Genomic DNA, 26,995 nt, shown 5'->3' on the forward strand with positions numbered 1-26,995 from the left:
AACTGCTTTCTGTAATTTTTACAAATCGTTAAGGCTTGTATTCCTTTCTCCTGGCGTGCGGTTGACGATAGAGTACTCTTCCCGGCGGAAAAGGTTTCCTTTGGGGGATTGTTCTCTAGAAAAGAGTATGTTTTCGTCGCTATGCTTCCAATGGATGCGCTCATAATGCAAAGATAAACGTTATCGTATGTTAATAACTCATTGTTATTCATGTGAAAAATGATTTTCGCGATACATTTATTTCAAATCACACCCCGCCTAAATAAGCCTTCCTCACCTCCTGATTCCCCAGCAGCTCCTCGCCGCTGCCGCTCAGCCGGATCTGCCCGTTAACCATCACATACCCGCGATCGGAAAGCTTCAACGCGTGATGCGCATTCTGCTCCACCAGAAAGATGGTCATGCCGTTACGGGCCAGCTCGCGCAGCGTCTGGAAGATCTGTTTCACCACAATCGGGGCTAAGCCCAGGCTCGGTTCATCCAGCAGCAGCAGCTTCGGACGGCTCATCAGCGCCCGGGCGATCGCCAGCATCTGCTGTTCCCCGCCGGACATGGTCATCGCGCGCTGCTTGCGCCGCTCCTTGAGGCGAGGGAACAGGTCAAACATGGTTTGCATATCGTCAGCGGCAAACTGGCTGCCGATGGGGATGGTCCCCATCAGCAGGTTCTCTTCAACGGTCATATCCGGGAAGATTCGTCGGCCTTCCGGCGCCTGCGCAATGCCGCCGGACGCGACGTAGTGGGTGGATTTATGGCTGATATCTTCACCACCGAAAAGGATCTGCCCGTTGCGGATGCGGGGCTGGCCAAAGATGGACATCAGCAATGTCGATTTACCCGCGCCGTTTGCGCCAATCAGCGCCACGGTTTCCCCTTTATTGACCTCGAGGGAGACCTGCTTCAGCGCCTGAATGACGCCGTAAAACACGTCCACCTCGCGAAATGCCAGCAGCGGTTCGCTCATAGGGTGACCTCGCTTTCATCCGTGCCCAGATAGGCGGCAATGACCTTTTCATCATGCTGGATCTGTTCGGGTTTTCCTCTGGCAATAACATCGCCGTGGTCGAGCACGATAATGTCGTCCGAAATCTCCATCACCATCCCCATATCATGCTCAATCAGTAATACCGTGATGTCATGGCGATCCCGCAGAAAGCGAATAATGCTGCTCAGCTTGTGCGTTTCAACCGGGTTCAGCCCGGCTGCGGGTTCATCCAGACAGATCATTTCCGGCCCGGTGCACATTGCCCGCGCAATTTCCAGACGCCGCTGCTGGCCGTACGACATCTCTCCCGCGAGGCGATTGGCGCAGTCCACCAGATCCACCACTTCCAGCCAGTAGAAGGCCCTGTCCAGGGCATCGCTTTCCGCCCGCCGGTATGCCGGCGTATTTAAGATCCCGGCGAGCAAATTGCGGTTAACGCGCATATGCTGCGCGACAAGCAGGTTTTCCACGACCGACATTTCGCGAAAAAGACGGATATTTTGAAACGTGCGCGCCAGCCCTGCGCGGTTGACCAGATGCGTTCCGCCAAACATTTTGTAGAACAGACGCTGCCCGAACTGTGCGGGGTTAATCCAGTCGCCCGGCTGGAATTTTTGTCCGAGGACCTGAATAACGTTGGTCGTTTTATTGCGGGTATTAAATAAAATGTTGCCGCCGGAGGCTCTGTAGAAGCCCGTCAGGCAGTTAAACACGGTGGTTTTTCCCGCCCCGTTTGGCCCAATCAGGGCGGTAATTGAGCCACGCTGCACGTCCAGGTTGACGTCGTTTAGCGCCTTAATCCCGCCGAAATGCATCATCAGATGTTCAACGCGTAATATCGTTCCGTTCATGGCGCGATGCCCTTACGCACGGCAAACCCGCTGCGGTTAATGCGGATCAAACCGCGTGGACGCCAGATCATCATCACCACCATGAGCATGCCGAACAGCAGAACGCGGTACTCGGCAAAACTGCGCAGCAGCTCCGGCGTTACCGTGAGCACAAAGGCGGCCAGCACCACGCCAAGCGTAGAACCCATACCACCCAGCACCACAATGGCGAGGATCAGCGCCGACTCAAAAAAGGTAAAGGAGGTTGGATTCACGAACCCCTGATAGGTGGCGAAGAACACCCCGGCAATGCCCGCGGTCGACGCGCCCAGCGTAAAGGCCGACAGCTTAACCAGAACATGATTTAACCCCATTGAGCGGCAGGCTATTTCGTCTTCACGCAGGGCTTCCCACGCCCGACCAATCGGCATCCGCGTCAGGCGGTGCTTGATATAGAGCACCAGCATCACCACCAGGAACAGCACCGCGTAGATAAAAATAAACTTCATGTTCGGGTTGTAAGTCAGGTGGAAAAATTCGTGGAAGGGCACGCCGCCTTCTTTCGCTCGTCGCCCAAATTCCAGACCGAAAAAGGTGGGGGGAGGGGCCGACACGCCGTTTGGGCCGCCGGTGAAGGTCAGCCAGTTGTTCAGTATCAGGCGAATGATCTCCCCGAACCCGAGGGTGACGATGGCCAGATAGTCACCGTGCATGCGCAGTACCGGGAAACCGAGCAGGGCACCTGCGGCGGCGGCCATGATTGCCGCCAGCGGCAGCATGCTCCAGAAGCCTAAGCCGAGATACTGGTATCCCAGCGCCAGTCCGTACGCTCCAATCGCGTAGAATGCGACATACCCCAGGTCCAGCAGGCCGGCCAGACCCACGACGATATTCAGCCCCAGACCAAGAAGCACGTAGATCAGCCCGAGAATGGCGACGGTCAGCACATATTTAGTGGCGACAAACGGAAAGCAAATCGCAAGGGTAATCACCAGAGGAATAATCCAGCGCATGCGGCTTTTGTATTCCGGTGGCCGGACATATACGCCCGCGCTATCGGCTTCGAAGCGCGCCTGGAAACGGGCGCCCGCAGCGGTACCTAAAAAGGCGCTCAACAGAAAACGCCCGAGCATGACGATGCCAACCATCCAGGCCAGCCGCTGCCCGGCGAAGTTAAAGCTGTACCCGTCCAGTACCACGCCCGCTATGGGGCCGAAGATAATCAGCGCTATCAGCCCGGAAAAAATCGCGTCCAGAATGCAGCGTTTAAGTGAAAAACCGTGTGATGTCATCATGCTCTCCCTCACACCTTGGCCACAATCGGGCGCCCAAGCAGGCCCTGGGGACGGAAAATAAGGATCATGACCAGCAGGCCGAACGAGAAGACGTCTTTATAGTCCGAATTCACCATGCCCGAGAACTGGGCTTCCGCCACGCCGAGGATAAGGCCACCGAGCATGGCGCCGGGGAGGGAGCCGATGCCGCCGAGTACCGCCGCCGTAAAGGCTTTAATGCCGATCACGAACCCGACGTAGAAATCGAAGGTGCCGTAATTCATGGTGATCAGCACGCCTGCCAGACCGGCCATCGCCGCACCGATGACAAAGACCAGCGAAATAATCCGGTCGGTGTTAATGCCCAGAATGGAGGCCATCTTACGATCCTGCTGTACCGCGCGGCACATCCGGCCCAGCCGGGTATGGTTGATTATCCAGGTAAGCACCAGCATGCCGGCAAATGAGGCGATTAGAATAAACACCTTGGTGTAGGTTATCTGCACGAACCCGTCGCCCAGATGCAGGCGAATAACGCCGTCCAGCATGGTCGGCACCCCTTGCTGGCGCGGACCCTGGCTCAGCTGCGCGTAGTTTTGCAGGATAAGCGACATCCCGATGGCGGAGATCAGCGGCGCCAGGCGCGTGGAGTTGCGCAGTGGCTTATAGGCGATACGCTCGATGGTCCAGCCGTACACCCCTGTTACCACAATGGTGAATACCAGCGTCCCGAGGATCAGCAGCGGGAACGACTGCAGACCGAAGAAAGAGAGCAGTGCCAGGCCAATGGCGCAGAGATAGGCGGAAATCATATACACTTCGCCGTGGGCGAAGTTGATCATGCCGATAATGCCGTACACCATGGTGTAGCCGATGGCGATCAGGCCGTAGACGGAGCCCAGCGTTAAGCCATTAATTAACTGTTGCAGGAAGAATGTACTCATCTTAGCGCGCTCGTTTTATAGGCTGCGCGAGCCGCACAGCCTGATGTTTATTACGCGCCGACGGGCAAGCCCGCCGACGTTGAGCGTGACTCCGTCCCGTTACTGCACTTCCTTATATTTTCCTTTGTCGTCCCACTGATAAACCACGTAGTCAGACACTTTCAGATCGCCTTTGCTGTCCCAGGCTTTTTTGCCCATCACCGTGTCGACGGAATTGGCTTTCAGCCACTCGCTGGCTTTGGCGGAGTCCTTGCCGCCGGTGGCCTTGAAGGCCGCGGCAATGGCCTGTACGGAGGCATAGGAGTAAAGGGTGTAACCTTCCGGCTCGAATTTACCGGCGCGGAATTTCTCGATAACCGCTTTACCGTCAGGAATCAGGCGCGGATCTTTACCGAAGGTCATGTAAATACCGTTGGTGTATTGCGGGCCACCCGCGGCGGTCACCATCTCTTCGTTGACAATACAGTCGCCGGAGAAGAATTTCGCCTGCACGCCCTGTTCACGCATCTGGCGAACCAGCGGACCGGCTTCCGGGTGACAGCCGCCGAAGAACACGACGTCCGGTTTTTGCGCGCCGATCTTGGTCACCAGCGCGTTAAAGTCTTTTTCACCGCGGGATAACCCCTCGTACATCACATCCTGAACCCCGCGTTTCGCCAGCGCCGCTTTGGTGGCGTCAGCCAGACCCTGACCATAGGTGTCTTTATCGTGAATAATCACCACGCGCTTGGCTTTCAGCTTGTCGATGATGAAGTCGCTGGCAACCTGACCCTGCTGATCGTCTCGTCCGCACATGCGGAACATATCGCTCATGCCGCGTTCGGTGATCAGCGGGTTAGTTGAGCCGGGGGTAATCGCAATAATGCCTGCGTCGCTATACACCTCGGAGGCGGGCATGGTGGAAGAGGAGCAGAAATGGCCGACCACGGCGTTGACTTTATCCTGGTCAACTAAACGGTTGGCGACGGCCACGGCCTGCTTAGGCTCGCAGGCATCATCCCCCTGAACCAGTTTGATCTTCTCGCCGTTAATGCCGCCTGCGGCATTAATGTCTTCAGCGGCCTGCGTTGCGCCATGCCAGTACTGATCGCCATAGGTGGCATTCGGACCCGTGAACGGTCCGGCCACGCCAATCACAATATCTGCCCGAGCGGAAAACGCCGTCACCAGGCAGCCGGCCAACACAAGAGAAAGAGGAGTTCTGATAAATTTCAGCGACATTATTATGTTCCTTAGCAAAGAGGTTTTTGCACCACGGCGTAAACCCAAACGCCCGACGGCGCAGCCAATCCAAAACATGAACAAGAACAAAATGCACTAAACGAACAAGATACAGACGGCATCCTGCATATTACGGCGAGGTTTCCCTGCGCAGCATCGCGCGAAGAACAGTAAGCAAAAACGTTGCCAGAATGGTTAACCCATTGACGGGCTTGTGACCTGTTTGAGTATAGAGCGCCGCGTTCTGCCGCCCTGCGGGAGGAGAAGAAATTACAGCGGAGATCACATATCGTTAACAATAAAGCCCATAAGTTGTGCAAAGGTCACGATTTGCACGTTTTTGCAGCAATAAAGACCTAAACTTCAGCCCGGAGAGGGGTGAGATATGTGTTAGGATCGTTTCCTTTTTTGCAGGAGTATCAGCGATGACTGAAGGCCCATTGAATGAAAGCGAAATGGCGTGGCTTGAAGAGACGTTAATGTCTTACGGTCATGATGACGCGTCCGTGATTGACGTGTCCGAACTGGACGGCATGCTTACCGCAGTGCTTTCCGGTCCTGTTGTCGTTGAGCCAGATGCCTGGCTGGTGGCGGTGTGGGGTGGCGAGAAGCACATTCCGCGCTGGAAAAACGATCGTGAGATGAACCGTTTTATCGATCTCTGCTTTAAGCATATGAACGATATCGCCGAGCGCCTGAGCGAGTACCCGGATCAGTTTGAACCGATGTTCGGTTATAACGACGTTGACGGTGAGAGCTATACCGTGGTGGAAGAGTGGTGCTACGGCTATATGCGCGGCGTGGCGCTGACGGACTGGTCAGCCTTGCCGGAAGAGCTCAAGGCCGATCTTGACGTGATTGCGCTGCACGGGACGGAAGAGAACAGCGAAAAGCTGGATGAACTGTCCGAAGAGGAGTATATCGCCAGCATCGAGAGCATCCAGCCTGCGGCACTGCGTTTATATGAATACTGGGTCAACAACCCGCAGCAGCCGGAAGTGAAGAAGCCGACGGTGAACGGCACGAAGGTCGGGCGTAACGATCCATGCCCTTGCGGCAGCGGGAAGAAGTTTAAGAGCTGCTGTTTGCACTGACAAAAAAGGGGCTGATGACAGCCCCTTTTTTATTTAGCCCACTTCCGGCAGCATCCCGGCTGCAATCAACACCTGCACCAGAATAATCACCACCCCACAGCCAAACACAACGCACAGCAGCGGTTTTCCGCCCGCCACGCGATATCCTTGCTGAGGATGCTGCTGGCGGCTTTTCCACGCCAGCAGGGAAGGGAGCAGCAGGGCCAGGATAGAGAGCGCCACCCCCGCGTAGCCCAGCGCCATCACAAACCCGCGAGGGTAAAACAGCGCGAATGCCAGCGGCGGCAGGAAGGTGATTGCGCCCGTCTGTAACCGTCCGGCCGCAGTATTGCGACGCTGGAACAGGTCGGCCAGGTAATCAAACAGGCCGAGCGCCACGCCCAGGAACGAGGTCGCCAGCGCCAGGTCGGCAAACAGGTGCACCGCCAGCTCCACGTGCGGGGAGGTGACGACCTCGCGCAGTGCCAGCAGAAAACCGTTCAGGCCAGCGTGTTGCGCCATCAGCCCAATAAAGGTTGAAGAGTCAATGCTGCCCAGCGTCACCAGCTGCCAGAAAATATAGGCGATCAGCGGGATCGCGCTGCCGATGACAAAGACGCGGCGCAGCTTGCGGATATCGCCGTTCATATAGCTGACGATGCTCGGCACGCTGCCGTGGAAGCCAAACGAGGTGAAAATGACCGGGATCGCGGAGAGCGCCAGCCCTTTTTCCAGCGGCAGCGTCAGCAGGTTGACCTTGTGCACGTGCGGCGCCAGCAGCACCAGCATGATAATCAGGAAGAGAATTTTGGCGCTGAAGAGAAAGCGGTTAAACAGATCGACCAGCGATGTCCCCACGCAGACCACGCCGCCGCCAATAAGCGCAAAGAAGATAGCCCCCGTCGCAGGGGTAATGTCAGAGCCAAACCAGTCGTTGACGCTGGAGGCGATGAGCTCCCCGGCACCGCTGATATAGGCGGCGGTCAGGGCGTACATCAGAAACATCATGCTAAAGCCGGTTATCCACTGGCCATAGCGTCCCAGGTAGCGCGCCGCAAGCGAACCCAGACCGGTGTCGGCGGGCACGTGCTGGTAAACCTCAAGCAGCAGCAGGGCGGTGTAACACATCAGCGCCCAGAGCGTACCCAGCAGCAGCAGGGTCATGCCAAATCCCACGCCCGCGGCTGCCAGGGGCATTGCCAGCATTCCTGCGCCAATCGTCGTTCCGGCGACGATAAAAATACTTCCCAGGGTTCTGTTTTTCACGCTTTCCTCTACAACGATGCTTAATCGCGAATAAATCTGCGGCGCAGAGTAAGGCAAAAGGGGGAATTCGTCAAACCACCGTTACAAGGGGTGTAATGAAAGGTTTACGTGTTGCGCAGCCGCCAGTCCGGCGTGGGGAGACGGTCAGGCGTGACGTAAACAAGGCGTACAGGGAATAAAATGGGTGTTTTTATGCGGGGGAGGGAAGGTAAATTAACGCGGTGCCGGAAACCGGCACCGCGCTGAAATTAATTCTGCGTATCAAGAGTGGAAAGTTCTTTATCAATAAAGTAAAGACCCTCGCCGGATTTCCCCACCAGAGATAATTTGTCCAGCACGGATTTAAACAGCTTCTCTTCTTCGTGTTGTTCAGCGACGTACCACTGCAGGAAATTGAAGGTTGGATAATCCTGGCTGGTCATCGCCGCATGAACCAGTTCGTTAATTTTCTGCGTAATCAGCTGCTCGTGCTCGTAGGTAGCGCGGAACAGTTCATCGAGAGAATTATACTCGGCAAAAGGGGATGTCACGGTTTCAATGCGCGGCAGGCTGCCCGTATCCGTCAGATAATCAAACAGGCGCTGCATGTGGGTCATCTCTTCCTGAGCGTGACGACGCAGAAACGCGGCAGCGCCCTCGAAGCTGTGGTAGCTGCACCAGGCGCTCATCTGCTGGTAGAGCAGGGATGAAAAAAGCTCAAGGTTCATTTGTGCGTTGAGCTTGTCGATCATTTCAGTTTTCAGCATGGTGACGCTCCGGATTATTATTTCTGGTTCACAATGAGCGACACTATAATTTGTTATTTAATTATTTGCAAAACGTAAAATTTTTATTTTATTTATTTAAAATACGAATGGGAATAAAACGCATTGGCGATTTTCATAAATTATTAATGAGAACTATTTTTGTTCGTAATGAAATAAACTGCCAGCACGCGCTGGCAGCGTCGATTAATACCACGGATTATTTGATTTAGGATTAACGGCGTAACCCATACATTTATACTGGATAGTCACGCTCTCGTTCAGGCACAAAGATCCGCTCGTCAGGGTGCAGGTTTTAATGGGCTGACCATAGGCTGAGGCAGTGGCATACCCCATGCTCTGACACGCTTTTGACGCCGTGCCGTTATTCACATACGCATCGGAATACGCATTTTGCAGCGCTGCCTGGCCGTAGTCGAGACGAACGATGCCGTTCGGCGCGTCGAGGCTGCTGACTTCAGCCTGGCGGTTAATACTACATCCCGCGAGCAGCAGGATTGTGCCGGCTACAATGACTCTTTTCATGGTTCGCTCTGAGTGGATGGAAATACGTTATCGTACCCGCAGATGCCCGCTGCAATGCCTGGAATAGCCGGACAATCTGCCCTCACTCTTCGCAACGGGTCAGCGGTGAGCGCTTTCAGTCCATACCCTGATAAAAAATGTGATATGCATCACAAAAGTGTTGATTTTTGTGATGGTGGTCATATTATAGGCACGTTGATAATAAAGTTGTATAACAAGTTAATGGAGCATCATCGTGAAACTGCGCAAAATCCTGAAAAGCATGTGGGCCAATTACTGCCGCACGTTCAAAGACGTGCCGCCGGGCGCCATGTTCTGACAAAAAAAACCTGCTTCGGCGGGTTTTTTTGTACCTGCTGACGATGAAGGGAAGATGCCAGGGTGCGTGTTTTGATACTATGGCGACCTTTAAATAAGGAGAAAGCCCCCATGTCACAAAACCTGAGCGCCGATCAGGAACTGGTCTCTGACGTTGTTGCCTGTCAGCTGGTTATCAAACAAATCCTTGATGTTCTGGACGTGATTGCGCCGGTAGAAGTGCGCGAGAAGATGTCTACGCAGCTGAAAAACATCGATTTCGCCAGCCATCCTGCTGCCGCTGATCCGGTTACGCTTCGTGCGATCCAAAAAGCCATCGCGCTGATTGAGCTGCGATTCACGCCGCAGGGTGAGTCCCACTAAAGCAGGGAAACGGGCGACGGCATGTGTCGCCCTTTGATGCGGTCAGAAGAACGTCTGGACCAGCAGGTAGCTTGCCGCACACGCGCAGCTTACCCCAATCAGCCCTGGCAGAATAAAGCTGTGGTTGATGATAAATTTACCGATGCGGGTGGTGCCTGAACGGTCAAAGCCGATGCACGCCAAATCACTTGGATAGGTCGGCAGGACAAAATAGCCGTATGACGCCGGGAAAAAGGCGATCAGCATTTTCGGGTCGATGCCGAGCATCAGGCCCATAGGCGCAACGGCCGTCAGCGCAGCCGCCTGGCTGTTCACCAGTTTTGACACCAGAAACAGCACAATGGCATACGTCCACGGGTGGCTTTTCACCACGCCTTCCAGCGCCAGCTTTAGCTCGTCAAGATGCGCCTGGAAAAAGGTATCGCTCATCCACGCCACGCCGAACACCGAGAAAATCGCCACCATACCGGCCTTGAACACCGCGCCGTTAGAAATCGCCGACGCATTGACCTTACAGGCCATCAGCATCACGGCGCCCGCAATTAACATCATCATCTGGATGACAAGGTTCATCGACAGCGCCGTCATTTTGCCTTTCAGCTCAAAGGCGGGGCGCAGGTCAGGGAACGCCCCCAGCAAAACGACCACGGCAATACCGGCAAAGAAAATCCACGTGGACCAGTAGGCCTGTTTAGGGAAACGCTGATTCATTAACGTCTCCGTTCCGCCGTAGATAAACTCGCGCTGCTTAGGATCTTTCAGCTTTTCCTGAAACTCCATGTCGTCAGCCAAATCTTTCCCACGGCGTAAACTCCACAGGGCCGCAATGGCCACGCCGAAAAGCGAAGCGGGAACCGACACGGCGAGAATTTCCAGGATCCCCCACGCGTGGCCGATCCCATGCTGGGCCGCCAGGATGGACACCAGCGACACAACGGCAACGGAAACGGGGGATGCCGTAATCGCCATCTGCGACGCGACCGATGCCACGGCCATTGGGCGCTCGGGGCGGATCCCTTTTTCAGGGCGATATCCGCAATGATGGGGAACATGGTGTAGACCACGTGCCCGGTGCCGCACAGAAAGGTCAGCATCCAGGTGGTGAAAGGCGCAAGCAGGGTGATGTGCTGCGGGTGTTTGCGCAGCAGACGTTCAGCAAACTGCATCATGACGTTGAGGCCGCCGGCAGTCTGCAGCGTAGCGGCACAACCAATCACCGCGAGGATGGTCAGCATAACGTCTACCGGCGGCTTACCCGGTTGCAGACCAAAGACAAAACATAAAATAAAAAGACCAATACCGCTGATTAACCCAAGCCCCATACCGCCGAAACGCGTACCCGTCAGCAGGCAGAGGAGAATGACAACAAACTCAATGGTGATCATGATGCTCCCTCGTCAATGATTATGTAACTAAATAAATCATCACACGTTGTGTGGTTAATCATTGGGAGCCAGATCTGATTTGTTAAATTTCAGCAAAAGCAGCAGGTTGGAGATAGGAAAAGGAATCCTGCCTCAGGTGGGAGGAGGGATCCCTACAAAACAATGCCTGCACGGACGACTCGCTCTCCCTGGAGGGAGAGGGCTGGGGTGAGGGGGAACATACGGCTGTGGTGGTCATTCCGTTCACTTCATGTTCATTGCTACTCTGTAACGGCATGACCGGTGCACGTGCCAGGGCGGCTCAATCGCCGCCGCCCTGGCGACCCGGGCTCCCGGCGCATCCCTGCGCCTCGCCCCGGCCTTACGGAAACGCTTCGGCGATTTACAGCCGGACCAGGACATCGCTGTAAGTTATTCACTTGCCTGATACAAAATTCATCGCTTCAGGTTAATAAATACCTGGGAAACCCTCAGCCCGGCTGGAGCAGATTAAAAAACTCAGTGGTGCTGTACCGCCACAATGTCGAGCAGGTGACGGTCGGTTTGCTCAGGACATAAACCCGCCTGCTGGGCATTATGGATCTCATCCGCCAGCGTCTTCAGCAGCATGCCATCCTGCTGCTGCTCTTTGTCCATATCACGTAAGAATGTAAGCGTCGTAATGTCCTGCTGCGCTTTGGCTTCATCGGCCAGCTTGCTGAGGGTGCTGCAGCGCTGTTCATACTCTTCAAGCGTTTTCTGGAACAGCTCTTCCAGGCAAGAGTAGTTTTCGTTGATCCCATCAAGGGCTTTAACGACAGGATTTGCCCCTGAGGCTTTCAGGAAGTTAAAGACACGCATCATATGGGTGACGTTACTTTGCGCCTGAGAGCGAAAGAATGTGGCAGATCCCGTGAGGCTATTCTCGGCACACCACGCGCTTAAGTGAAGGTGCAGATTCGAGGCGTAGAACTCAAGGTTCATCTGCGCGTTAAGTTTTTGCATCATCGTTTGGGTAGCCATACTCATATCCTTATTGACTGTGGGACGTGATGTCCGTTGCTTAACCTGAGCGTCAGGCAAATACGAAGAAAAGAGCAGAAATACAGATTCTGCCGTGACCGAAGTCGACCGAAATTCACTTCCTGTGTTCGATATAAATAAGCATACCCTTGTCTTTGGTCTAAGAAAACTCTTAATTAGGCTGTGTTTACCATACATTACAAACTTTAATATAGTACAGAAATGCAATTAGCTCGCCATGAATTAAATATTGTTTAATCATCTGATACTTAATGGTTTTTGTTGCCGCGATACATTGTTACTCTTTCGGAAATATTAAGTTGGAATAATGCTCCGTGAAAAAGAGAAATACGGATTAATCGTTTCGAATATATGATGTGCTAATAAAATTGCGTTAAATCAAGTTCTGCGGAATAACGGTTTTTAAGGCGCCTGGTGCATTTTTGATGAAAAACATATTGAACCCCTTTAACGCCAGGTGCCGTTTTGCTCGCTGAGGGGTATCAGGGATATCTTAGCTAATCTTATGGATAATTCTGCTTAACCCACTTTCATTTGTCTGACAAATCCTGCCTTTTTTATGTCATTTTTCGCTGAATTTATGTACGCAATTACTGTAATTCTGCGGTGTGATGGGGCTCTCTTATGGATGATTAATTTCCCGCTAAAACTATCACCAGCAATAACGCTTATGACGAGGTAAGCGCTAATGCCTTGTTTTAAGTCCGATTAAATAAGAAGCACGCACATATTCCCTACAGAAAAGAATGCTAAAGCTGGAGTTTACCATGCACAAATTTACTAAAGCGCTGGCGGCCATCGGCCTGGCTGCCGTTATGTCACAATCCGCTATCGCTGAGAATTTAAAACTCGGTTTTTTGGTGAAACAGCCCGAAGAGCCCTGGTTCCAGACTGAGTGGAAATTCGCCGATAAGGCCGGGAAAGATTTAGGTTTTGAAGTGATTAAAATCGCCGTGCCTGACGGTGAAAAAACCCTGAACGCCATCGACAGCCTGGCGGCCAGCGGCGCAAAAGGTTTCGTTATCTGTACCCCGGATCCAAAGCTGGGTTCGGCAATCGCGGCGAAAGCGCGCGGTTACGACATGAAGGTCATCGCGGTTGACGATCAGTTCGTGAATGCGAAAGGCAAGCCGATGGACACCGTCCCTCTGGTCATGATGGCGGCGACCAAAATCGGCGAACGCCAGGGCCAGGAACTCTATAAAGAGATGCAAAAGCGCGGCTGGGATGTCAAAGAGACCGCGGTGATGGCCATCACGGCTGACGAGCTGGACACCGCGCGTCGCCGTACTTCCGGTTCAATGGACGCGCTGAAAGCGGCCGGCTTCCCGGAAAAGCAGATCTACAAAGTCCCAACTAAATCCAACGATATCCCGGGCGCTTTCGACGCCGCGAACTCTATGCTGGTCCAGCATCCGGAGGTCAAACACTGGCTGGTGGTCGGCATGAACGACAACACCGTGCTGGGTGGGGTACGCGCGACGGAAGGCCAGGGCTTCAAAGCGCCTGACGTGATCGGGATTGGCATTAACGGCGTTGACGCCGTCAGCGAACTGTCCAAAGCGCAGGCTACCGGCTTCTACGGCTCTCTGCTGCCAAGCCCGGACGTCCACGGCTATAAATCCAGTGAAATGCTCTACAACTGGGTAACCAAAGGGGCTGAACCGCCGAAATTTACCGAAGTGACCGACGTGGTGCTGATTACCCGCGACAACTTCAAAGAGGAGCTGGCGAAAAAAGGACTGGGCGGTAAGTAAATACGCTGTGATTGTGCCCCTCACGCATCGTGAGGGGCCAGACGTACACACTACAGGAATCACGGAGTCGTTATGCAACAGTCTAATCCGTATCTCTCTTTTCGCGGCATCGGGAAAACTTTCCCCGGTGTTAACGCGCTGACCGATATCAGCTTCGACTGCTATGCCGGCCAGGTTCATGCCCTGATGGGGGAAAACGGTGCGGGAAAATCCACGCTGTTGAAAATCCTCAGCGGCAACTACGCGCCGACAACCGGCACGCTGGCTCTGCGGGGCGAAGAGGTAGCCTTTGCCGATACCACGGCGGCGCTCAACGCCGGGGTGGCGATTATCTATCAGGAGTTACACCTCATCCCTGAGATGACCGTGGCGGAAAATATCTATTTAGGCCAGCTTCCGCATAAAAGCGGCGTGGTGAATCGTTCGCTACTTAATTATGAAGCGGGGCTGCAGCTTAAGCATCTGGGTCTGGACGTCGATCCGCAGACGCCGCTGAAATACCTCTCCATCGGCCAGTGGCAAATGGTTGAAATTGCCAAGGCGCTGGCGCGTAACGCCAGGGTTATTGCTTTCGATGAACCTACCAGTTCGCTCTCCGCGCGCGAAATCGAAAACCTGTTCCGCGTGATCCGCGAGTTGCGGCAGGAAGGCCGTACGATTTTGTATGTCTCGCACCGCATGGAGGAGATATTTGCTCTGAGCGATGCCATCACCGTCTTTAAAGATGGGCGCTATGTGCGCACCTTTACCGATATGCAGCAGGTTAACCATGACCAGCTCGTTCAGGCGATGGTCGGCCGCGACCTGGGCGATGTCTATCACTGGAAACCCCGGGAGTACGGCCCTGAACGCCTGCGCCTGGATAACGTCAAAGCGCCGGGCGTGCGCACGCCCGTTTCGTTATCCGTACGCAGCGGTGAAATCGTTGGGCTATTTGGCCTGGTAGGGGCGGGGCGCAGCGAGCTGATGAAAGGACTGTTCGGCGGTACCCGCATTACCGATGGGCAGGTCTCTATTGACGGCGAGCGGGTAGATATCCAGAAACCGGCCCACGCGATCGGGGCGGGCATGATGCTCTGCCCGGAAGACCGTAAAGCCGACGGGATTATTCCGGTGCATTCGGTACGCGACAACATCAATATTTCCGCCCGCCGCAAGTTTATTCGCGCAGGCTGCCTGATAAACGATAGCTGGGAGTCGAGCAACGCTGACCATCATATTCGCTCGCTGAATATCAAAACGCCGGGTCCGGAACAGCTGATCATGAATCTGTCAGGCGGAAACCAGCAGAAGGCGATTTTAGGCCGCTGGCTGTCAGAAGATATGAAGGTCATTTTACTGGATGAGCCGACGCGCGGAATCGATGTAGGGGCAAAACACGAGATTTATAACGTGATCTATGAGCTGGCAAAACGCGGCGTGGCGGTGCTCTTCGCCTCCAGCGATTTGCCGGAGGTGCTTGGCGTGGCCGACCGCATTGTGGTGATGCGTGAAGGCGAAATTGCCGGCGAATTACTTCATGAACAGGCGAATGAACAACAGGCGTTGAACCTCGCCATGCCTAAAGTCAGCCAGGCTGTCGCCTGAGTAAGGAGTTAATGATGTCCTCTGTTACTACATCCGGAGTGCCGAAGTCGAAGTCGGCGTTGAGTGTTGGACGTATCTGGGATCAGTACGGCATGCTGGTGGTTTTTGCCGCACTGTTCCTTGCCTGCGCGATCTTTGTCCCTAATTTTGCCACCTTCATTAATATGAAGGGCCTGGGGCTGGCCATTTCCATGTCCGGGATGGTGGCCTGCGGGATGCTGTTCTGTCTGGCCTCCGGCGATTTTGACCTGTCGGTGGCGTCGGTGATTGCCTGTGCGGGCGTTACGACGGCCGTGGTGATCAACATGACGGAAAGCCTGTGGATAGGCGTTCTGGCCGGTCTGCTGCTCGGCGTCATCAGCGGTCTGGTGAACGGTTTTGTTATCGCCCGCCTGAAGATTAACGCCCTGATCACGACGCTCGCAACGATGCAAATTGTCCGCGGGCTGGCCTATATCATCTCCGACGGTAAAGCGGTGGGGATTGAAGACGAGCGCTTCTTTACGCTGGGTTATGCCAACTGGCTGGGTCTGCCCGCGCCTATCTGGCTGACCGTGGCCTGCCTGATCCTGTTCGGCTTCCTGCTTAACCGGACCACTTTTGGCCGCAATACGCTGGCGATTGGCGGTAACGAAGAGGCCGCTCGCCTGGCCGGGGTGCCGGTGGTGCGAACTAAGATTATTATCTTTGTGCTCTCAGGGCTGGTTTCTGCCGCCGCGGGGATTATTCTGACTTCGCGAATGACCAGCGGCCAGCCGATGACCTCTATCGGTTACGAGCTGATCGTCATTTCGGCCTGCGTTTTAGGGGGCGTTTCCCTCAAGGGCGGCATCGGAAAAATCTCATATGTGGTGGCCGGTATCCTGATTTTGGGCACCGTAGAGAACGCCATGAACCTGCTGAATATTTCGCCGTTCTCTCAGTACGTCGTGCGTGGTCTGATCCTGCTCGCAGCCGTGATTTTCGACCGTTACAAGCAAAAAGCGAAGCGCACCGTGTAACTCTTTTTCCCGTCTTTTATTGCTCAACTTATAACCTTAGTTGACCCCTGAACCGCCTCGCCAGTTTTGCTGGCGGGGCGGTTGTCAAATGGCGAGCCACGTCACACTGTCTATACTTACATGGCTATGAAAGAGGTAAAGGCGTTTACCTCTCGTAAACCGTAAGGAGGAAAAGGGTGGCTGACATGTTAACCGCACCGCCTGTACTGCCCGGACACTATGCTTTCTTTTTTGATCTCGACGGCACGCTCGCCGGGATCCAGCCGCATCCTGACGACGTGGTCGTACCGGATACGGTGCTAGAGAATTTGCAGCAGCTCTCCAGACTGAATGAGGGCGCATTGGCATTGATTTCAGGGCGCTCAATGGCCGAGCTGGACGTGCTCGCCAGTCCTTACCACTTTCCGCTAGCCGGTGTACACGGAGCGGAGCGCCGCGATATCCATGATCAACTGCACGTTGTATCACTTCCTGAGACCTTAATTCAGGCGTTACACACTCAACTCTCCTCGGCGCTGGCGTCGCTTCCGGGCACTGAACTGGAAGCGAAGGGCATGGCTTTCGCTTTGCACTATCGGCAGGCACCGCATCACGAGGCGGAAATCTTTGCGATTGCCCGCAGCGTGGCCGATGCACACCCGCAGCTCGCGCTGCAGCCGGGGAAGTGCGTCGTTGAGATAAAACCGGAAGGGATTAATAAAGGTGCTGCTATTGCGGCGTTTATGGCGGAACCGCCATTTAAGGGACGTACACCGGTATTTTTTGGCGATGACCTGACCGACGAGGCCGGGTTTCGCGTGGTGAATCAGGCCGGAGGGATCGCCGTCAAGGTGGGGCCTGGTGACACCGTTGCCGAATGGCGCCTGGCGGATGTCGCCAGCGTCTGGCAGTGGATATCTGACATCGCTAACCAGCAACAACAACAAATAGCGCAAAGCAAAGGGGGAAACCATTATGGGTCGCTTAGTCGTCGTCTCTAACCGAATCGCACCGCCTGACGATAAAAAAGCCAGTGCAGGTGGCCTGGCGGTAGGGGTGTTAGGTGCCTTAAAAGCCGCTGGCGGGCTGTGGTTTGGCTGGAGTGGTGAAATCAGTGAAGAAGAGAAACCGCTCAAAAAGGTGACGCGCGGAAACATTACGTGGGCTTCATTTGCATTAAAAGAGAAAGACTATGACGAGTATTACTCGCAGTTCTCGAATGCCGTCCTGTGGCCCGCGTTTCACTATCGTCTTGACCTGGTCAAATTCCAGCGTGAATCCTTCGAAGGCTACTCGCGCGTGAATGCGCTGCTGGCGGATAAACTGCTGCCATTAATAGAAGAAGACGATATTTTATGGATCCACGATTATCACCTGTTGCCCTTCGCGCGCGAGCTGCGGAAAAGAGGGGTAAATAACCGCATTGGCTTCTTCCTGCACATCCCGTTCCCGACGCCGGAAATTTTTACCGCGCTGCCGCCGCATGAAGCGCTGCTGGAGGCGCTGTGTGATTACGATTTGCTGGGCTTCCAGACCGAAAATGACCGCCTCGCGTTCCTTGACTCCGTGTCGGGTAAAGCGCGGCTGGTGACCAAAGGCGGGAAAACCCATACGGCGTGGGGGAAAACCTTCCACACCGAAGTGTATCCAATAGGGATTGAACCTGACGAAATCGCGGAGCAGGCTTCCGGCCCGCTGCCGCCGAAGCTGGCGCAGCTTAAGAATGAACTCAAGCACGTGAAAAATATCTTCTCGGTAGAGCGTCTTGATTATTCCAAAGGGCTGCCGGAACGCTTCCTGGCGTATGAAACGCTGCTGGACAAATATCCTCAGCATCACGGCAAAATCCGCTATACCCAGATCGCGCCGACGTCGCGCGGTGAGGTTCAGGCCTATCAGGATATTCGCCACCAGCTGGAGACAGAAGCAGGGCGCATTAATGGCCGCTACGGGCAGCTGGGCTGGACGCCGCTCTTTTATCTGAATCAGCACTTTGACCGTAAAATCCTGATGAAGGTCTTCCGCTACGCGGATGTCGGCCTGGTCACGCCGCTGCGCGACGGGATGAACCTCGTCGCGAAAGAGTATGTCGCAGCTCAGGATCCAGCCGACCCGGGTGTTCTGGTGCTTTCCCAGTTTGCCGGCGCCGCAAATGAGCTCACGTCGGCGCTTATCGTTAACCCTTATGACAGGGATGACGTGGCAAACGCGCTGAATCGCGCCCTGACAATGCCGCTCACGGAACGTCTTTCCCGCCATGCTGACATGATGGAGACGATCCGTAAGAACGACATTAACCACTGGCAGGCTCGTTTTATTCAGGATCTCCGGGATATCGCCCCGCAAAGTCATGAAGGCGATCTGCAAAAAAAGATCGCGACCTTCCCTAAACTCGCCTGATTTTCCGCTGGGGGGTTAATTCCCCCCAAGAGGCACTAACAGCACATCGACCTGGCTCGACGCGACAATGGATTTCGCGGCGCAGGCTGCGCGCGATATAAAGCTGTGGTTATGATTCCCGCAAATGACTAAATCAATATGTTGTTTACGACACACGTCGAGAATATGGGCGTTAAGCTCCCCGGTCGCAATAATTGTCTCATAAACCGGATATTGCGCCTTTTCCACCAATTCACGCAGAAATTGCTGCGTTTCTTCCTGAAGGACCTCACGAATATCCTCCAGCATGGGGGCGGCCAGCTGATTATACATCTCTGGCTCTGCGGCCAGCGTGATGAGGCTGATGCGGGCATTGTGGGGTCTGGCAATGGAAACTGCCCGGGCAACGAGCTGATGACTTTCGGGGGAAACCGCAACAGAAACAAGAAGATGGGAGTAACTCATGGCGCACTCCTTAGTGTCTGAAAGACAGCGTTTGATCACCTTTACCGCGAATCCCCTGGATCTGCAAGAGCAGATTACGACATTAGTGTGAAGCTTATCATAATTATTCATTAATTATTCTTATAAGAAGAATAACTGAAAAATGCGCCTAAATGAAAAAAATTAACAACTTAACGTAAATCACACAAATTCACGCTTTCACTGTTAAATCGTTCTGACGCGTTACAAACTCATTTCGAATGATCACGCCCTGAAACATATTTTTTGTGCTACCTGCATAACTATATGTTTTTTCACGGTAAGAAAAATGTTTCCCGGAGAGGGGGTTGTTGTAAATGTTTCCGCGCGGCGCTTACGGCGGCAAAAGCACGTTGCATGCCAGTTCGGATCACCCGCCTGCATGAGTATTCGTCAATAAAGAATACAAAACAGTACTGATTGGTTAAAAAACGAACAAATTACAAGTCATACTGATGGATTTATGCGTCATATTCACTTAAATTGTGTGACGTGGATCACATTTTTTTTAAATTTGAGGGTGGCTGGATTGTATGTGGCAAAACTGACGAGTAGAGTTTGCGTCGAATTAGGAAAAATCTTAGTTATTTGTAAGAAATGATAAATCTTGTAAGAGACGCATTCGCGGTTTCTCTCTTACGGTTTCAGTGAATACAAACCTAAATTCAACTATGCATTTAGCCTTTTCTTTTTTTTATACCGGGTGATTTCCCGGCGACATCACGGGGTGCGGTCTTTCCGCATAAAAATAATAGTTGGTTATTCGGGATGGGAACAATGCATACATCCGAGTTGCTAAAACATATCTATGACATCAATTTGTCGTATTTACTGCTCGCGCAGCGTTTGATTAGTCAGGACAAGGCGTCCGCGATGTTTCGTCTGGGTATTAACGAAGAGATGGCAACCATGCTGGGCGGTTTAACCCTCCCGCAGATGGTTAAACTGGCTGAAACGAATCAACTGGTTTGCCAGTTCCGTTTCGATGATTCGCAGACAATAACGCGTCTGACGCAGGATTCCCGTGTGGACGATCTTCAACAGATCCATACCGGCATTCTTCTCTCCACTCGCTTGCTTACCGAAATCAGCCAGCCTGATGACGCAGCCCGTAAGAAAAGGGCCTAGCAATGAGCGAAAAAAGCATTGTTCAGGAAGCGCGTGACATACAGCTGGCCATGGAGCTGATTACACTGGGTGCTCGTTTACAAATGCTGGAAAGCGAGACTCAGTTGAGCCGTGGCCGTCTCATCAAACTGTACAAAGAGTTACGTGGTAGTCCCCCGCCGAAAGGCATGCTGCCGTTTTCTACCGACTGGTTTATGACGTGGGAGCAGAATATTCACGCTTCCATGTTCTGTAATGCCTGGCAGTATCTTCTCAAAACCGGTTTGTGTAGCGGCGTTGACGCCGTGATCAAAGCGTACAAACTTTACCTTGAACAATGCCCACAGCAGGAAGAAGGCCCTCTGCTGGCGCTGACCCGCGCATGGACGCTGGTGCGTTTTGTTGAGAGCGGAATGCTTGAACTGTCGCGCTGCAACTGCTGCGACGGCAATTTTATTACCCATGCTCATCAGCCTGCAGGCAGCTTCGCCTGTAGTTTATGTCAGCCTCCATCCCGCGCAGTAAAAAGACGTAAACTTTCCCGGGATGCTGCCGATATTATTCCACAACTGCTGGATGAACAGATCGAACAAGCTGTTTAACCCGAACGTGTGGGAAAGATTCCAGCAGCGGTAAGCAATTACCGCTGCTTTTTTTTACCCCGCAAACGGTAAACGCTGCGAGCTGGACGTCCTTGCCATAGTCACTAGCGGAAGGATGATGTCGTGCTTATCTTATTAGGTTACCTGGTAGTTCTCGGTACAGTTTTCGGCGGTTACATGATGACCGGCGGGCACCTTGGAGCACTCTATCAACCGGCTGAACTTATTATCATCGGCGGTGCAGGGGTAGGGGCTTTTATCGTTGGCAACAACGGTAAATCGATCAAGGGCACGCTGAAAGCGATTCCGTTGCTGTTCCGTCGCTCGAAATACACCAAAAGTATGTATATGGATCTGCTGGCACTGCTCTATCGCCTGATGGCGAAGTCGCGTCAGCAGGGCATGTTCTCGCTTGAACGGGACATTGAAAACCCGAAAGAGAGCGAAATTTTTGCCAGCTATCCGCGAATCCTTGCTGACGCCATGATGCTGGATTTCATCGTCGACTATCTGCGACTCATCATCAGCGGCAACATGAATACCTTCGAAATCGAAGCGCTGATGGACGAAGAGATCGAAACCCACGAAAGCGAATCTGAAGTGCCGGCCAACAGCCTGGCGCTGGTCGGTGACTCGCTTCCGGCATTCGGTATCGTTGCTGCGGTAATGGGGGTAGTTCACGCCCTGGCCTCGGCAGACCGTCCGGCAGCCGAGCTCGGCGCGCTGATTGCCCATGCGATGGTGGGAACCTTCCTCGGTATTTTGCTGGCGTACGGCTTCATCTCTCCGCTGGCAAGCGTTCTGCGCCAGAAAAGCGCGGAAACCACCAAAATGATGCAGTGCGTGAAGATCACGCTGCTCTCTAACCTCAACGGTTATGCGCCACCGATCGCGGTTGAGTTTGGCCGTAAAACGCTTTACTCCAGCGAGCGCCCGTCGTTTATCGAGCTTGAAGAACACGTGCGTGCGGTGAAAAACCCAAACCAACAGACGACAACTGAGGACGCATGAAAAACCAGTCCCATCCGATCGTCATCGTAAAAAAACGCAAGCACAAGGGCGGCGGACATGGCGCACACGGTTCGTGGAAAATTGCGTACGCCGACTTTATGACTGCAATGATGGCGTTCTTTCTGGTGATGTGGCTGATCTCCATCTCCAGCCCAAAAGAACTGATCCAGATTGCCGAATATTTCCGAACGCCGCTGGCAACGGCGGTGGCCGGTGGGCCGCGTATCTCTAACAGCGAAAGCCCGATTCCGGGCGGCGGCGATGATTACACCCAGCAGAAGGGTGAGGTGAAAAAAGAGCCGAACATCGACGAGCTGAAAAGAAAGATGGAGCAGGCGCGTCTGAAGAAACTGCGTGGCGATCTCGATCAGCTGATTGAAGCGGATCCGAAGCTGCGCGCGCTGCGCCCGCATCTGAAGATCGACCTGGTGCAGGAAGGGCTGCGTATTCAGATTATCGACAGCCAGAACCGCCCAATGTTTAAAACCGGGAGTGCGGAAGTCGAACCGTACATGCGCGACATTCTGCGCGGTATTGCACCGGTGCTGAACGGCATTCCTAACCGAATCAGCCTGTCAGGACACACGGATGATTTCCCGTACGCCAGTGGGGAGAAGGGATACAGCAACTGGGAGCTTTCTGCCGATCGTGCCAACGCCTCGCGTCGCGAGCTGGTGGTAGGTGGGCTTGATGATGGCAAGGTACTGCGCGTAGTCGGCATGGCCGCAACCATGCGCGTTTCCGACCGCGGGCCGGATGATGCCATCAACCGTCGTATCAGTCTTTTAGTGCTGAACCAGCAGGCGGAGCAGGCCATCCTGCATGAAAACGCCGAAAGTCAGAATGAGTCACTGGACGATTTAAAACAGCCTGGGGCCGTTCCTTCGGCTGCCGTTCCAACATCGCCACCAGCCAATCCGAGGTGATAGCGTGAGCATGGATATTAGCGATTTTTACCAGACATTCTTTGATGAAGCCGACGAATTGTTGGCCGATATGGAGCAACACTTGCTCGATTTGGTGCCCGAAGCACCGGACTCCGAGCAGCTCAATGCCATCTTCCGTGCGGCGCACTCTATTAAAGGCGGAGCCGGAACGTTTGGATTTACCATCCTGCAGGAAACGACCCATTTAATGGAAAACCTGCTTGATGAAGCGCGACGCGGTGAGATGCAGCTCAATACCGACATTATCAACCTGTTTTTGGAAACCAAAGATATTATGCAGGAACAGCTCGACGCCTATAAAAGTTCGGCAGAGCCTGATGCCGCCAGCTTTGAATACATCTGCAATGCACTGCGCCAGCTCGCGCTGGAAGCAAAAGGTGAGGTTGCCGCAGCGGTTGTTCCGGCCGCAAAACTGAGCGTTGTCGATGCGGTTGCCGGGCAGGCGTCTGCCTCAGCCGACGCACAGGCGAGCAAACTGCGCGTTGTGCTGTCACGCCTGAAAGAGAATGAAGTTAACCTGCTGGAAGAAGAGCTGGGTAACCTGGCGAAATTAAGCAACGTGGTAAAAGGCAAAGACAGCCTTGCCGCGACGCTTGATGACGGTATTGGCCAGGACGATATCGTCGCCGTGCTGTGCTTTGTGATTGAAGCTGACCAGATCGCCTTCGAGACCGAAACGGCTGCGGTTGACGCCCTTGCGGCAGTGGAAGAGGTGGCTGTTGTCGCTCAGGCCGCCGCTCCGGCCGTGACTCCTGCGGCTCCGGCGCTGAAGGCGGTGCCAAAAGAGGCCGCTGCGCCTGGCCGTGGTGAAAAACCTGCCGCGCGCTCCAGCGAGTCAACCAGCATCCGCGTTGCGGTTGAGAAGGTTGACCAGCTGATTAACCTGGTTGGCGAACTGGTGATCACCCAGTCGATGCTGGCACAACGTTCTAACGAACTGGACCCGGTCACGCACGGCGATCTGATTACCAGCATGGGTCAGCTGCAGCGTAACGCCCGCGACCTGCAGGAATCGGTCATGTCCATCCGTATGATGCCGATGGAATATGTCTTCAGCCGCTTCCCGCGCCTGGTCCGCGACCTTGCCAGCAAGCTGAATAAACAGATTGAACTGACCCTGATGGGCAGCTCAACGGAGCTGGATAAGAGCCTGATCGAGCGCATCATTGACCCGTTAACGCACCTGGTGCGTAACAGCCTCGACCACGGTATCGAACTGCCGGAAAACCGCATTGCCGCCGGAAAATCCCCGGTGGGGAACCTGATCCTGTCTGCGGAACATCAGGGCGGGAACATCTGCATCGAAGTGACCGACGACGGCGCCGGTCTTAACCGCGAGCGCATCCTGGCAAAAGCGATTTCGCAGGGGATGGCGGTCAATGAAAACATGACCGACGAAGAAGTGGGCATGCTGATCTTCGCGCCGGGCTTCTCTACCGCAGAGCAGGTGACCGACGTCTCCGGGCGCGGCGTAGGCATGGACGTGGTGAAACGTAACATCCAGGAGATGGGCGGCCACGTTGAGATCCAGTCTAAACAGGGTTCCGGCACCACCATTCGCATTCTGCTGCCGCTGACGCTGGCGATCCTCGACGGCATGTCAGTCAAAGTGGCGGGCGAAGTCTTTATCCTGCCGCTGAACGCCGTGATGGAATCCCTGCAGCCGCGTGAAGAAGATCTGCATCCGCTGGCGGGCGGCGAGCGCGTCCTCGAAGTGCGCGGCGAGTACCTGCCGCTGGTGGAACTGTGGAAAGTGTTCGAAGTGGACGGGGCGAAGACAGAGGCCACGCAGGGTATCGTTGTGATCCTGCAAAGCGCGGGCCGCCGCTATGCGCTGCTGGTCGATCAGCTGATTGGTCAGCACCAGGTGGTGGTGAAGAACCTCGAAAGCAACTACCGCAAAGTGCCGGGTATTTCTGCAGCCACCATTCTGGGTGATGGTAGCGTGGCGCTGATCGTCGACGTGTCGGCGCTTCAGGGATTAAATCGTGAACAACGTGTGGCGTACACAGCCGCCTGATTAAGTAGAAGGTAAAAACATGACCGGTATGAGTAATGTAACGAAGCTGGCGGGCGAGCCATCAGGGCAGGAATTCCTGGTATTCACTTTAGGCGATGAGGAGTACGGCATCGATATCCTGAAAGTGCAGGAAATCCGTGGTTACGACCAGGTTACCCGCATCGCTAACACGCCTGCTTTTATTAAAGGTGTCACCAACCTGCGTGGCGTTATTGTGCCAATCGTGGACCTGCGCGTGAAGTTCAGCCAGGGCGACGTTGACTACAACGACAACACCGTGGTGATCGTCCTGAATCTGGGGCAGCGCGTGGTCGGCATCGTGGTGGACGGCGTATCTGATGTGCTTTCTCTGACCTCTGACCAAATTCGTCCTGCGCCGGAGTTTGCGGTCACGCTGTCGACCGAATACCTGACCGGTCTGGGCGCGCTCGGCGAGCGTATGCTGATTCTGGTGAACATTGAGAAGCTGCTGAACAGCGATGAGATGGCGCTGCTGGATATCGCCGCGAGTCATGTAGCATAAAACAAAGCCGGGTGGCGCTGACGCTTACCCGGCCTACGTGTTCGAGCCATTTGTAGGCCGGGTAAGGCGAAGCCGCCACCCGGCTTTTTCATACCGTTACGCTTCCTGCTTGACCAGCTCAGCTTCAGCTTCCCGCGCACCTTCATTCTGCGACAGCATCGCGGTCGCAATACCATTCCCCAGCACGTTAATTGCGGAACGGCCCATATCCAGGAAGTGATCGATCCCCATCAGCAGCAGAATACCCGCCACCGGAATGTTAAAGCTTGGGATCGTCGCTGCCAGCACCACCAGGGATGAACGCGGTACGCCCGCAATCCCTTTGGAGGCCAGCATCAGGGTCAGCATCAGCACCGTCACCTCAGAGAAACTCAGGTGAATGTTGTACGCCTGAGCGATAAACATCGAGGCAAAAGAGCAGTACACCATCGAACCTACCAGGTTGAAGGAGTAGCCGATCGGCAGAACGAAAGAGGCGATGTTGCGCGAACAGCCAAAACGCTCCAGCTGCTCCAGCGTTTTAGGGTAGGCGGCTTCAGAGCTGCTGGTGGTAAAGGCCACCAGGACCGGATCTTTCAGCATGCTGACCAGGCGAAACACCTCTTTTTTCAGCACCATGTAACCCACGACCAGCAGCACCATGCAGGTGAGAAGAATGGCAACATAGTAGCCGCCAATAAAGGAGGCGTAGTTCAGCAGAATGCCCAGACCCTGCGTGGCAATGACGGAGGAGATTGCCGCAAAAATGGCCAGCGGCGCAACGTACATCACGTAACCCGTGACCTTCAGCATGATATGGGAAACCACATCCAGCGCGGCCACCAGCGGCGCGTTGAATTTCTGGCCCAGCGACGCGCCGCCGATGCCGAAGAACATCGAGAACACCACAATCTGCAGGATCTCATTGTTCGACATCGCCCCCGCGATACTGGTCGGAATGGTGTGCGACAGGAACGCTTTCAGCGTCATGCCGCCCACGGCCAGACCGGTATCCACCGCTTCGGTTGGGATCGTCAGGTTCAGACCGCTTCCCGGATGCTCCAGCGTGACGATAAACAGGCCAACCAGAATAGAGAGCACGGATGAGCTGATAAACCACACCATCGCTTTGCCGCCAACGCGGCCAATGGTGGAGGTTTCGCCCAGCTTCATAATGCCGACGGTGAGCGTGCTGAAGACCAATGGTGCAATGACCATTTTGATCAGGCGGAGGAAAATATCGGTCAGAAGGGTAATATTATCCGACCAGGCTGTGATGGCATCCGCAGATGCATATTCATGAATTGCTGCCCCTGAAAGAATACCCGCCAGCATGAAAATCACGATGAAGAGTGTGAGTTTGTTTGCACTTGCCACGAAAAAGACCCTCTATGCGCTTCAGATGTAGCCCGCCTCGATACATATAAATTTTTTATTACGATGCGGGAAATTATTCGGCCCATAAATTGACGCAAAGTGTAGGGGGATACAACTCCTTTTTAATTTTTATTAATTTTGTTGTTATTGCCTCGACGATATATTGTGATCGGCGTCACACTTTAGTGGATATATTCTCTTCAGATAAAATAAAATCGTGAATTAAATGAGTTTAACCCTCTGTTATTTATAGGAAAGCTAAGTCAATAAGA

At 54.1% G+C, this 26,995-nt stretch carries 25 protein-coding genes and 1 pseudogene; 14 read left to right on the forward strand and 12 right to left on the reverse strand.

All coding sequences use genetic code 11. From position 1 onward, the window contains the following. Positions 1 to 247 precede the first annotated feature (247 nt). The 5 genes from V4835_RS09355 to V4835_RS09375 all read right to left on the reverse strand — a co-directional run bounded on the left by V4835_RS09355 (position 248) and on the right by V4835_RS09375 (position 5,254). Positions 248 to 964, reverse strand: coding sequence for an ABC transporter ATP-binding protein (locus V4835_RS09355; RefSeq protein WP_059312425.1), 717 nt, complete (start codon positions 962 to 964; stop codon positions 248 to 250). Continuing rightward, the gene (locus V4835_RS09360) at positions 961 to 1,836 is read right to left on the reverse strand and encodes an ABC transporter ATP-binding protein (protein WP_331412012.1); all 876 of its coding nucleotides are present in this window, start codon (positions 1,834 to 1,836) and stop codon (positions 961 to 963) included. Before V4835_RS09360 ends, V4835_RS09355 begins: the two co-directional genes overlap by 4 nt. Continuing rightward, complete coding sequence (gene livM / locus V4835_RS09365) at positions 1,833 to 3,107, reverse strand: high-affinity branched-chain amino acid ABC transporter permease LivM (RefSeq protein ID WP_331414107.1); 1,275 nt, start codon at positions 3,105 to 3,107, stop codon at positions 1,833 to 1,835. The genes V4835_RS09360 and livM overlap by 4 nt, the downstream gene beginning before the upstream one ends. An 11-nt stretch (positions 3,108 to 3,118) precedes the next feature. Continuing rightward, positions 3,119 to 4,033, reverse strand: coding sequence for an ABC transporter permease subunit (locus tag V4835_RS09370; protein ID WP_023336149.1), 915 nt, complete (start codon positions 4,031 to 4,033; stop codon positions 3,119 to 3,121). 99 nt (positions 4,034 to 4,132) lie between these two features. Continuing rightward, positions 4,133 to 5,254, reverse strand: a complete 1,122-nt coding sequence (locus V4835_RS09375) for a branched-chain amino acid ABC transporter substrate-binding protein (protein ID WP_023312277.1) — start codon at positions 5,252 to 5,254, stop codon at positions 4,133 to 4,135. A gap of 425 nt (positions 5,255 to 5,679) precedes the next feature. On the opposite strand from V4835_RS09375, the gene V4835_RS09380 reads away from it, so the two are divergent. Continuing rightward, a complete protein-coding gene (locus tag V4835_RS09380) occupies positions 5,680 to 6,348 on the forward strand; it encodes a YecA/YgfB family protein (RefSeq protein WP_063143673.1) in 669 nt (222 codons plus the stop codon). A 33-nt stretch (positions 6,349 to 6,381) separates the two neighbouring features. On the opposite strand, the gene tyrP is transcribed toward V4835_RS09380, so the two are convergent. The 3 genes from tyrP to yecR all read right to left on the reverse strand — a co-directional run bounded on the left by tyrP (position 6,382) and on the right by yecR (position 8,882). After that, a complete protein-coding gene (gene tyrP, locus V4835_RS09385; protein ID WP_233100975.1) occupies positions 6,382 to 7,533 on the reverse strand; it encodes a tyrosine transporter TyrP in 1,152 nt (383 codons plus the stop codon). Between the two features lie 308 nt (positions 7,534 to 7,841). Next, positions 7,842 to 8,339: a non-heme ferritin gene (gene ftnA, locus V4835_RS09390; protein ID WP_023336146.1), complete on the reverse strand. Its 498-nt coding sequence runs from the start codon at positions 8,337 to 8,339 to the stop codon at positions 7,842 to 7,844. Positions 8,340 to 8,543: 204 nt separating this feature from the next. After that, complete coding sequence (yecR, locus tag V4835_RS09395) at positions 8,544 to 8,882, reverse strand: YecR family lipoprotein (protein WP_331412013.1); 339 nt, start codon at positions 8,880 to 8,882, stop codon at positions 8,544 to 8,546. 235 nt (positions 8,883 to 9,117) lie between these two features. On the opposite strand from yecR, the gene azuC reads away from it, so the two are divergent. Next, complete coding sequence (gene azuC / locus V4835_RS09400) at positions 9,118 to 9,201, forward strand: stress response protein AzuC (RefSeq protein ID WP_014884364.1); 84 nt, start codon at positions 9,118 to 9,120, stop codon at positions 9,199 to 9,201. A gap of 110 nt (positions 9,202 to 9,311) precedes the next feature. Continuing rightward, complete coding sequence (locus tag V4835_RS09405; protein ID WP_008500405.1) at positions 9,312 to 9,563, forward strand: DUF2766 family protein; 252 nt, start codon at positions 9,312 to 9,314, stop codon at positions 9,561 to 9,563. Positions 9,564 to 9,605: 42 nt separating this feature from the next. Here V4835_RS09405 and V4835_RS09410 read toward each other — a convergent pair. After that, positions 9,606 to 10,948, reverse strand: a pseudogene (locus V4835_RS09410) (anaerobic C4-dicarboxylate transporter). 498 nt (positions 10,949 to 11,446) lie between these two features. Next, positions 11,447 to 11,950 carry a non-heme ferritin-like protein gene (locus tag V4835_RS09415; RefSeq protein WP_331412014.1) on the reverse strand — a complete coding sequence of 168 codons (504 nt, stop codon included), beginning with the start codon at positions 11,948 to 11,950 and terminating at the stop codon, positions 11,447 to 11,449. Positions 11,951 to 12,738: 788 nt separating this feature from the next. Between V4835_RS09415 and araF the strand changes: the two genes are divergently transcribed. The 5 genes from araF (at position 12,739) to otsA (ending at position 18,695) form a co-directional block, all read left to right on the forward strand. Beyond that, positions 12,739 to 13,728: an arabinose ABC transporter substrate-binding protein AraF gene (gene araF, locus V4835_RS09420; protein ID WP_063143676.1), complete on the forward strand. Its 990-nt coding sequence runs from the start codon at positions 12,739 to 12,741 to the stop codon at positions 13,726 to 13,728. A 72-nt stretch (positions 13,729 to 13,800) separates the two neighbouring features. Then, positions 13,801 to 15,315, forward strand: coding sequence for an L-arabinose ABC transporter ATP-binding protein AraG (araG, locus tag V4835_RS09425; RefSeq protein WP_063143677.1), 1,515 nt, complete (start codon positions 13,801 to 13,803; stop codon positions 15,313 to 15,315). 11 nt (positions 15,316 to 15,326) lie between these two features. Then, the gene (gene araH, locus V4835_RS09430) at positions 15,327 to 16,316 is read left to right on the forward strand and encodes an L-arabinose ABC transporter permease AraH (protein ID WP_331412015.1); all 990 of its coding nucleotides are present in this window, start codon (positions 15,327 to 15,329) and stop codon (positions 16,314 to 16,316) included. 176 nt (positions 16,317 to 16,492) lie between these two features. Next, positions 16,493 to 17,296, forward strand: coding sequence for a trehalose-phosphatase (gene otsB, locus V4835_RS09435; RefSeq protein WP_063143678.1), 804 nt, complete (start codon positions 16,493 to 16,495; stop codon positions 17,294 to 17,296). Continuing rightward, positions 17,271 to 18,695, forward strand: coding sequence for an alpha,alpha-trehalose-phosphate synthase (otsA, locus tag V4835_RS09440; RefSeq protein ID WP_331412016.1), 1,425 nt, complete (start codon positions 17,271 to 17,273; stop codon positions 18,693 to 18,695). The genes otsB and otsA overlap by 26 nt, the downstream gene beginning before the upstream one ends. A 15-nt stretch (positions 18,696 to 18,710) precedes the next feature. Here otsA and uspC read toward each other — a convergent pair whose 3' ends face one another. After that, positions 18,711 to 19,139: a universal stress protein UspC gene (gene uspC / locus V4835_RS09445; RefSeq protein WP_063143680.1), complete on the reverse strand. Its 429-nt coding sequence runs from the start codon at positions 19,137 to 19,139 to the stop codon at positions 18,711 to 18,713. Positions 19,140 to 19,934: 795 nt separating this feature from the next. Here uspC and flhD point away from each other — a divergent pair. The 6 genes from flhD to cheW all read left to right on the forward strand — a co-directional run bounded on the left by flhD (position 19,935) and on the right by cheW (position 25,367). Next, positions 19,935 to 20,285: a flagellar transcriptional regulator FlhD gene (flhD, locus tag V4835_RS09450; RefSeq protein ID WP_063143681.1), complete on the forward strand. Its 351-nt coding sequence runs from the start codon at positions 19,935 to 19,937 to the stop codon at positions 20,283 to 20,285. A 2-nt stretch (positions 20,286 to 20,287) separates the two neighbouring features. Then, on the forward strand, positions 20,288 to 20,866 hold the full coding sequence (gene flhC, locus V4835_RS09455; protein WP_013096051.1) for a flagellar transcriptional regulator FlhC: 579 nt from the start codon (positions 20,288 to 20,290) through the stop codon (positions 20,864 to 20,866). Between the two features lie 123 nt (positions 20,867 to 20,989). Then, on the forward strand, positions 20,990 to 21,877 hold the full coding sequence (gene motA, locus V4835_RS09460) for a flagellar motor stator protein MotA (RefSeq protein WP_008500417.1): 888 nt from the start codon (positions 20,990 to 20,992) through the stop codon (positions 21,875 to 21,877). After that, the gene (gene motB, locus V4835_RS09465; RefSeq protein ID WP_029741333.1) at positions 21,874 to 22,803 is read left to right on the forward strand and encodes a flagellar motor protein MotB; all 930 of its coding nucleotides are present in this window, start codon (positions 21,874 to 21,876) and stop codon (positions 22,801 to 22,803) included. The genes motA and motB overlap by 4 nt, the downstream gene beginning before the upstream one ends. A 4-nt stretch (positions 22,804 to 22,807) precedes the next feature. Continuing rightward, positions 22,808 to 24,844: a chemotaxis protein CheA gene (gene cheA / locus V4835_RS09470; protein ID WP_331412017.1), complete on the forward strand. Its 2,037-nt coding sequence runs from the start codon at positions 22,808 to 22,810 to the stop codon at positions 24,842 to 24,844. 19 nt (positions 24,845 to 24,863) lie between these two features. Continuing rightward, positions 24,864 to 25,367 (forward strand): chemotaxis protein CheW, encoded by a 504-nt coding sequence (cheW, locus tag V4835_RS09475; protein ID WP_008500420.1) that lies wholly within the window; start codon positions 24,864 to 24,866, stop codon positions 25,365 to 25,367. Positions 25,368 to 25,463: 96 nt separating this feature from the next. On the opposite strand, the gene V4835_RS09480 is transcribed toward cheW, so the two are convergent. Next, positions 25,464 to 26,723, reverse strand: coding sequence for a dicarboxylate/amino acid:cation symporter (locus V4835_RS09480; protein ID WP_331412018.1), 1,260 nt, complete (start codon positions 26,721 to 26,723; stop codon positions 25,464 to 25,466). Positions 26,724 to 26,995: the final 272 nt, after the last annotated feature.

This window comes from Enterobacter cloacae complex sp. CARB60, assembly GCF_036487345.1.
Lineage (GTDB): Bacteria > Pseudomonadota > Gammaproteobacteria > Enterobacterales > Enterobacteriaceae > Enterobacter > Enterobacter asburiae_D.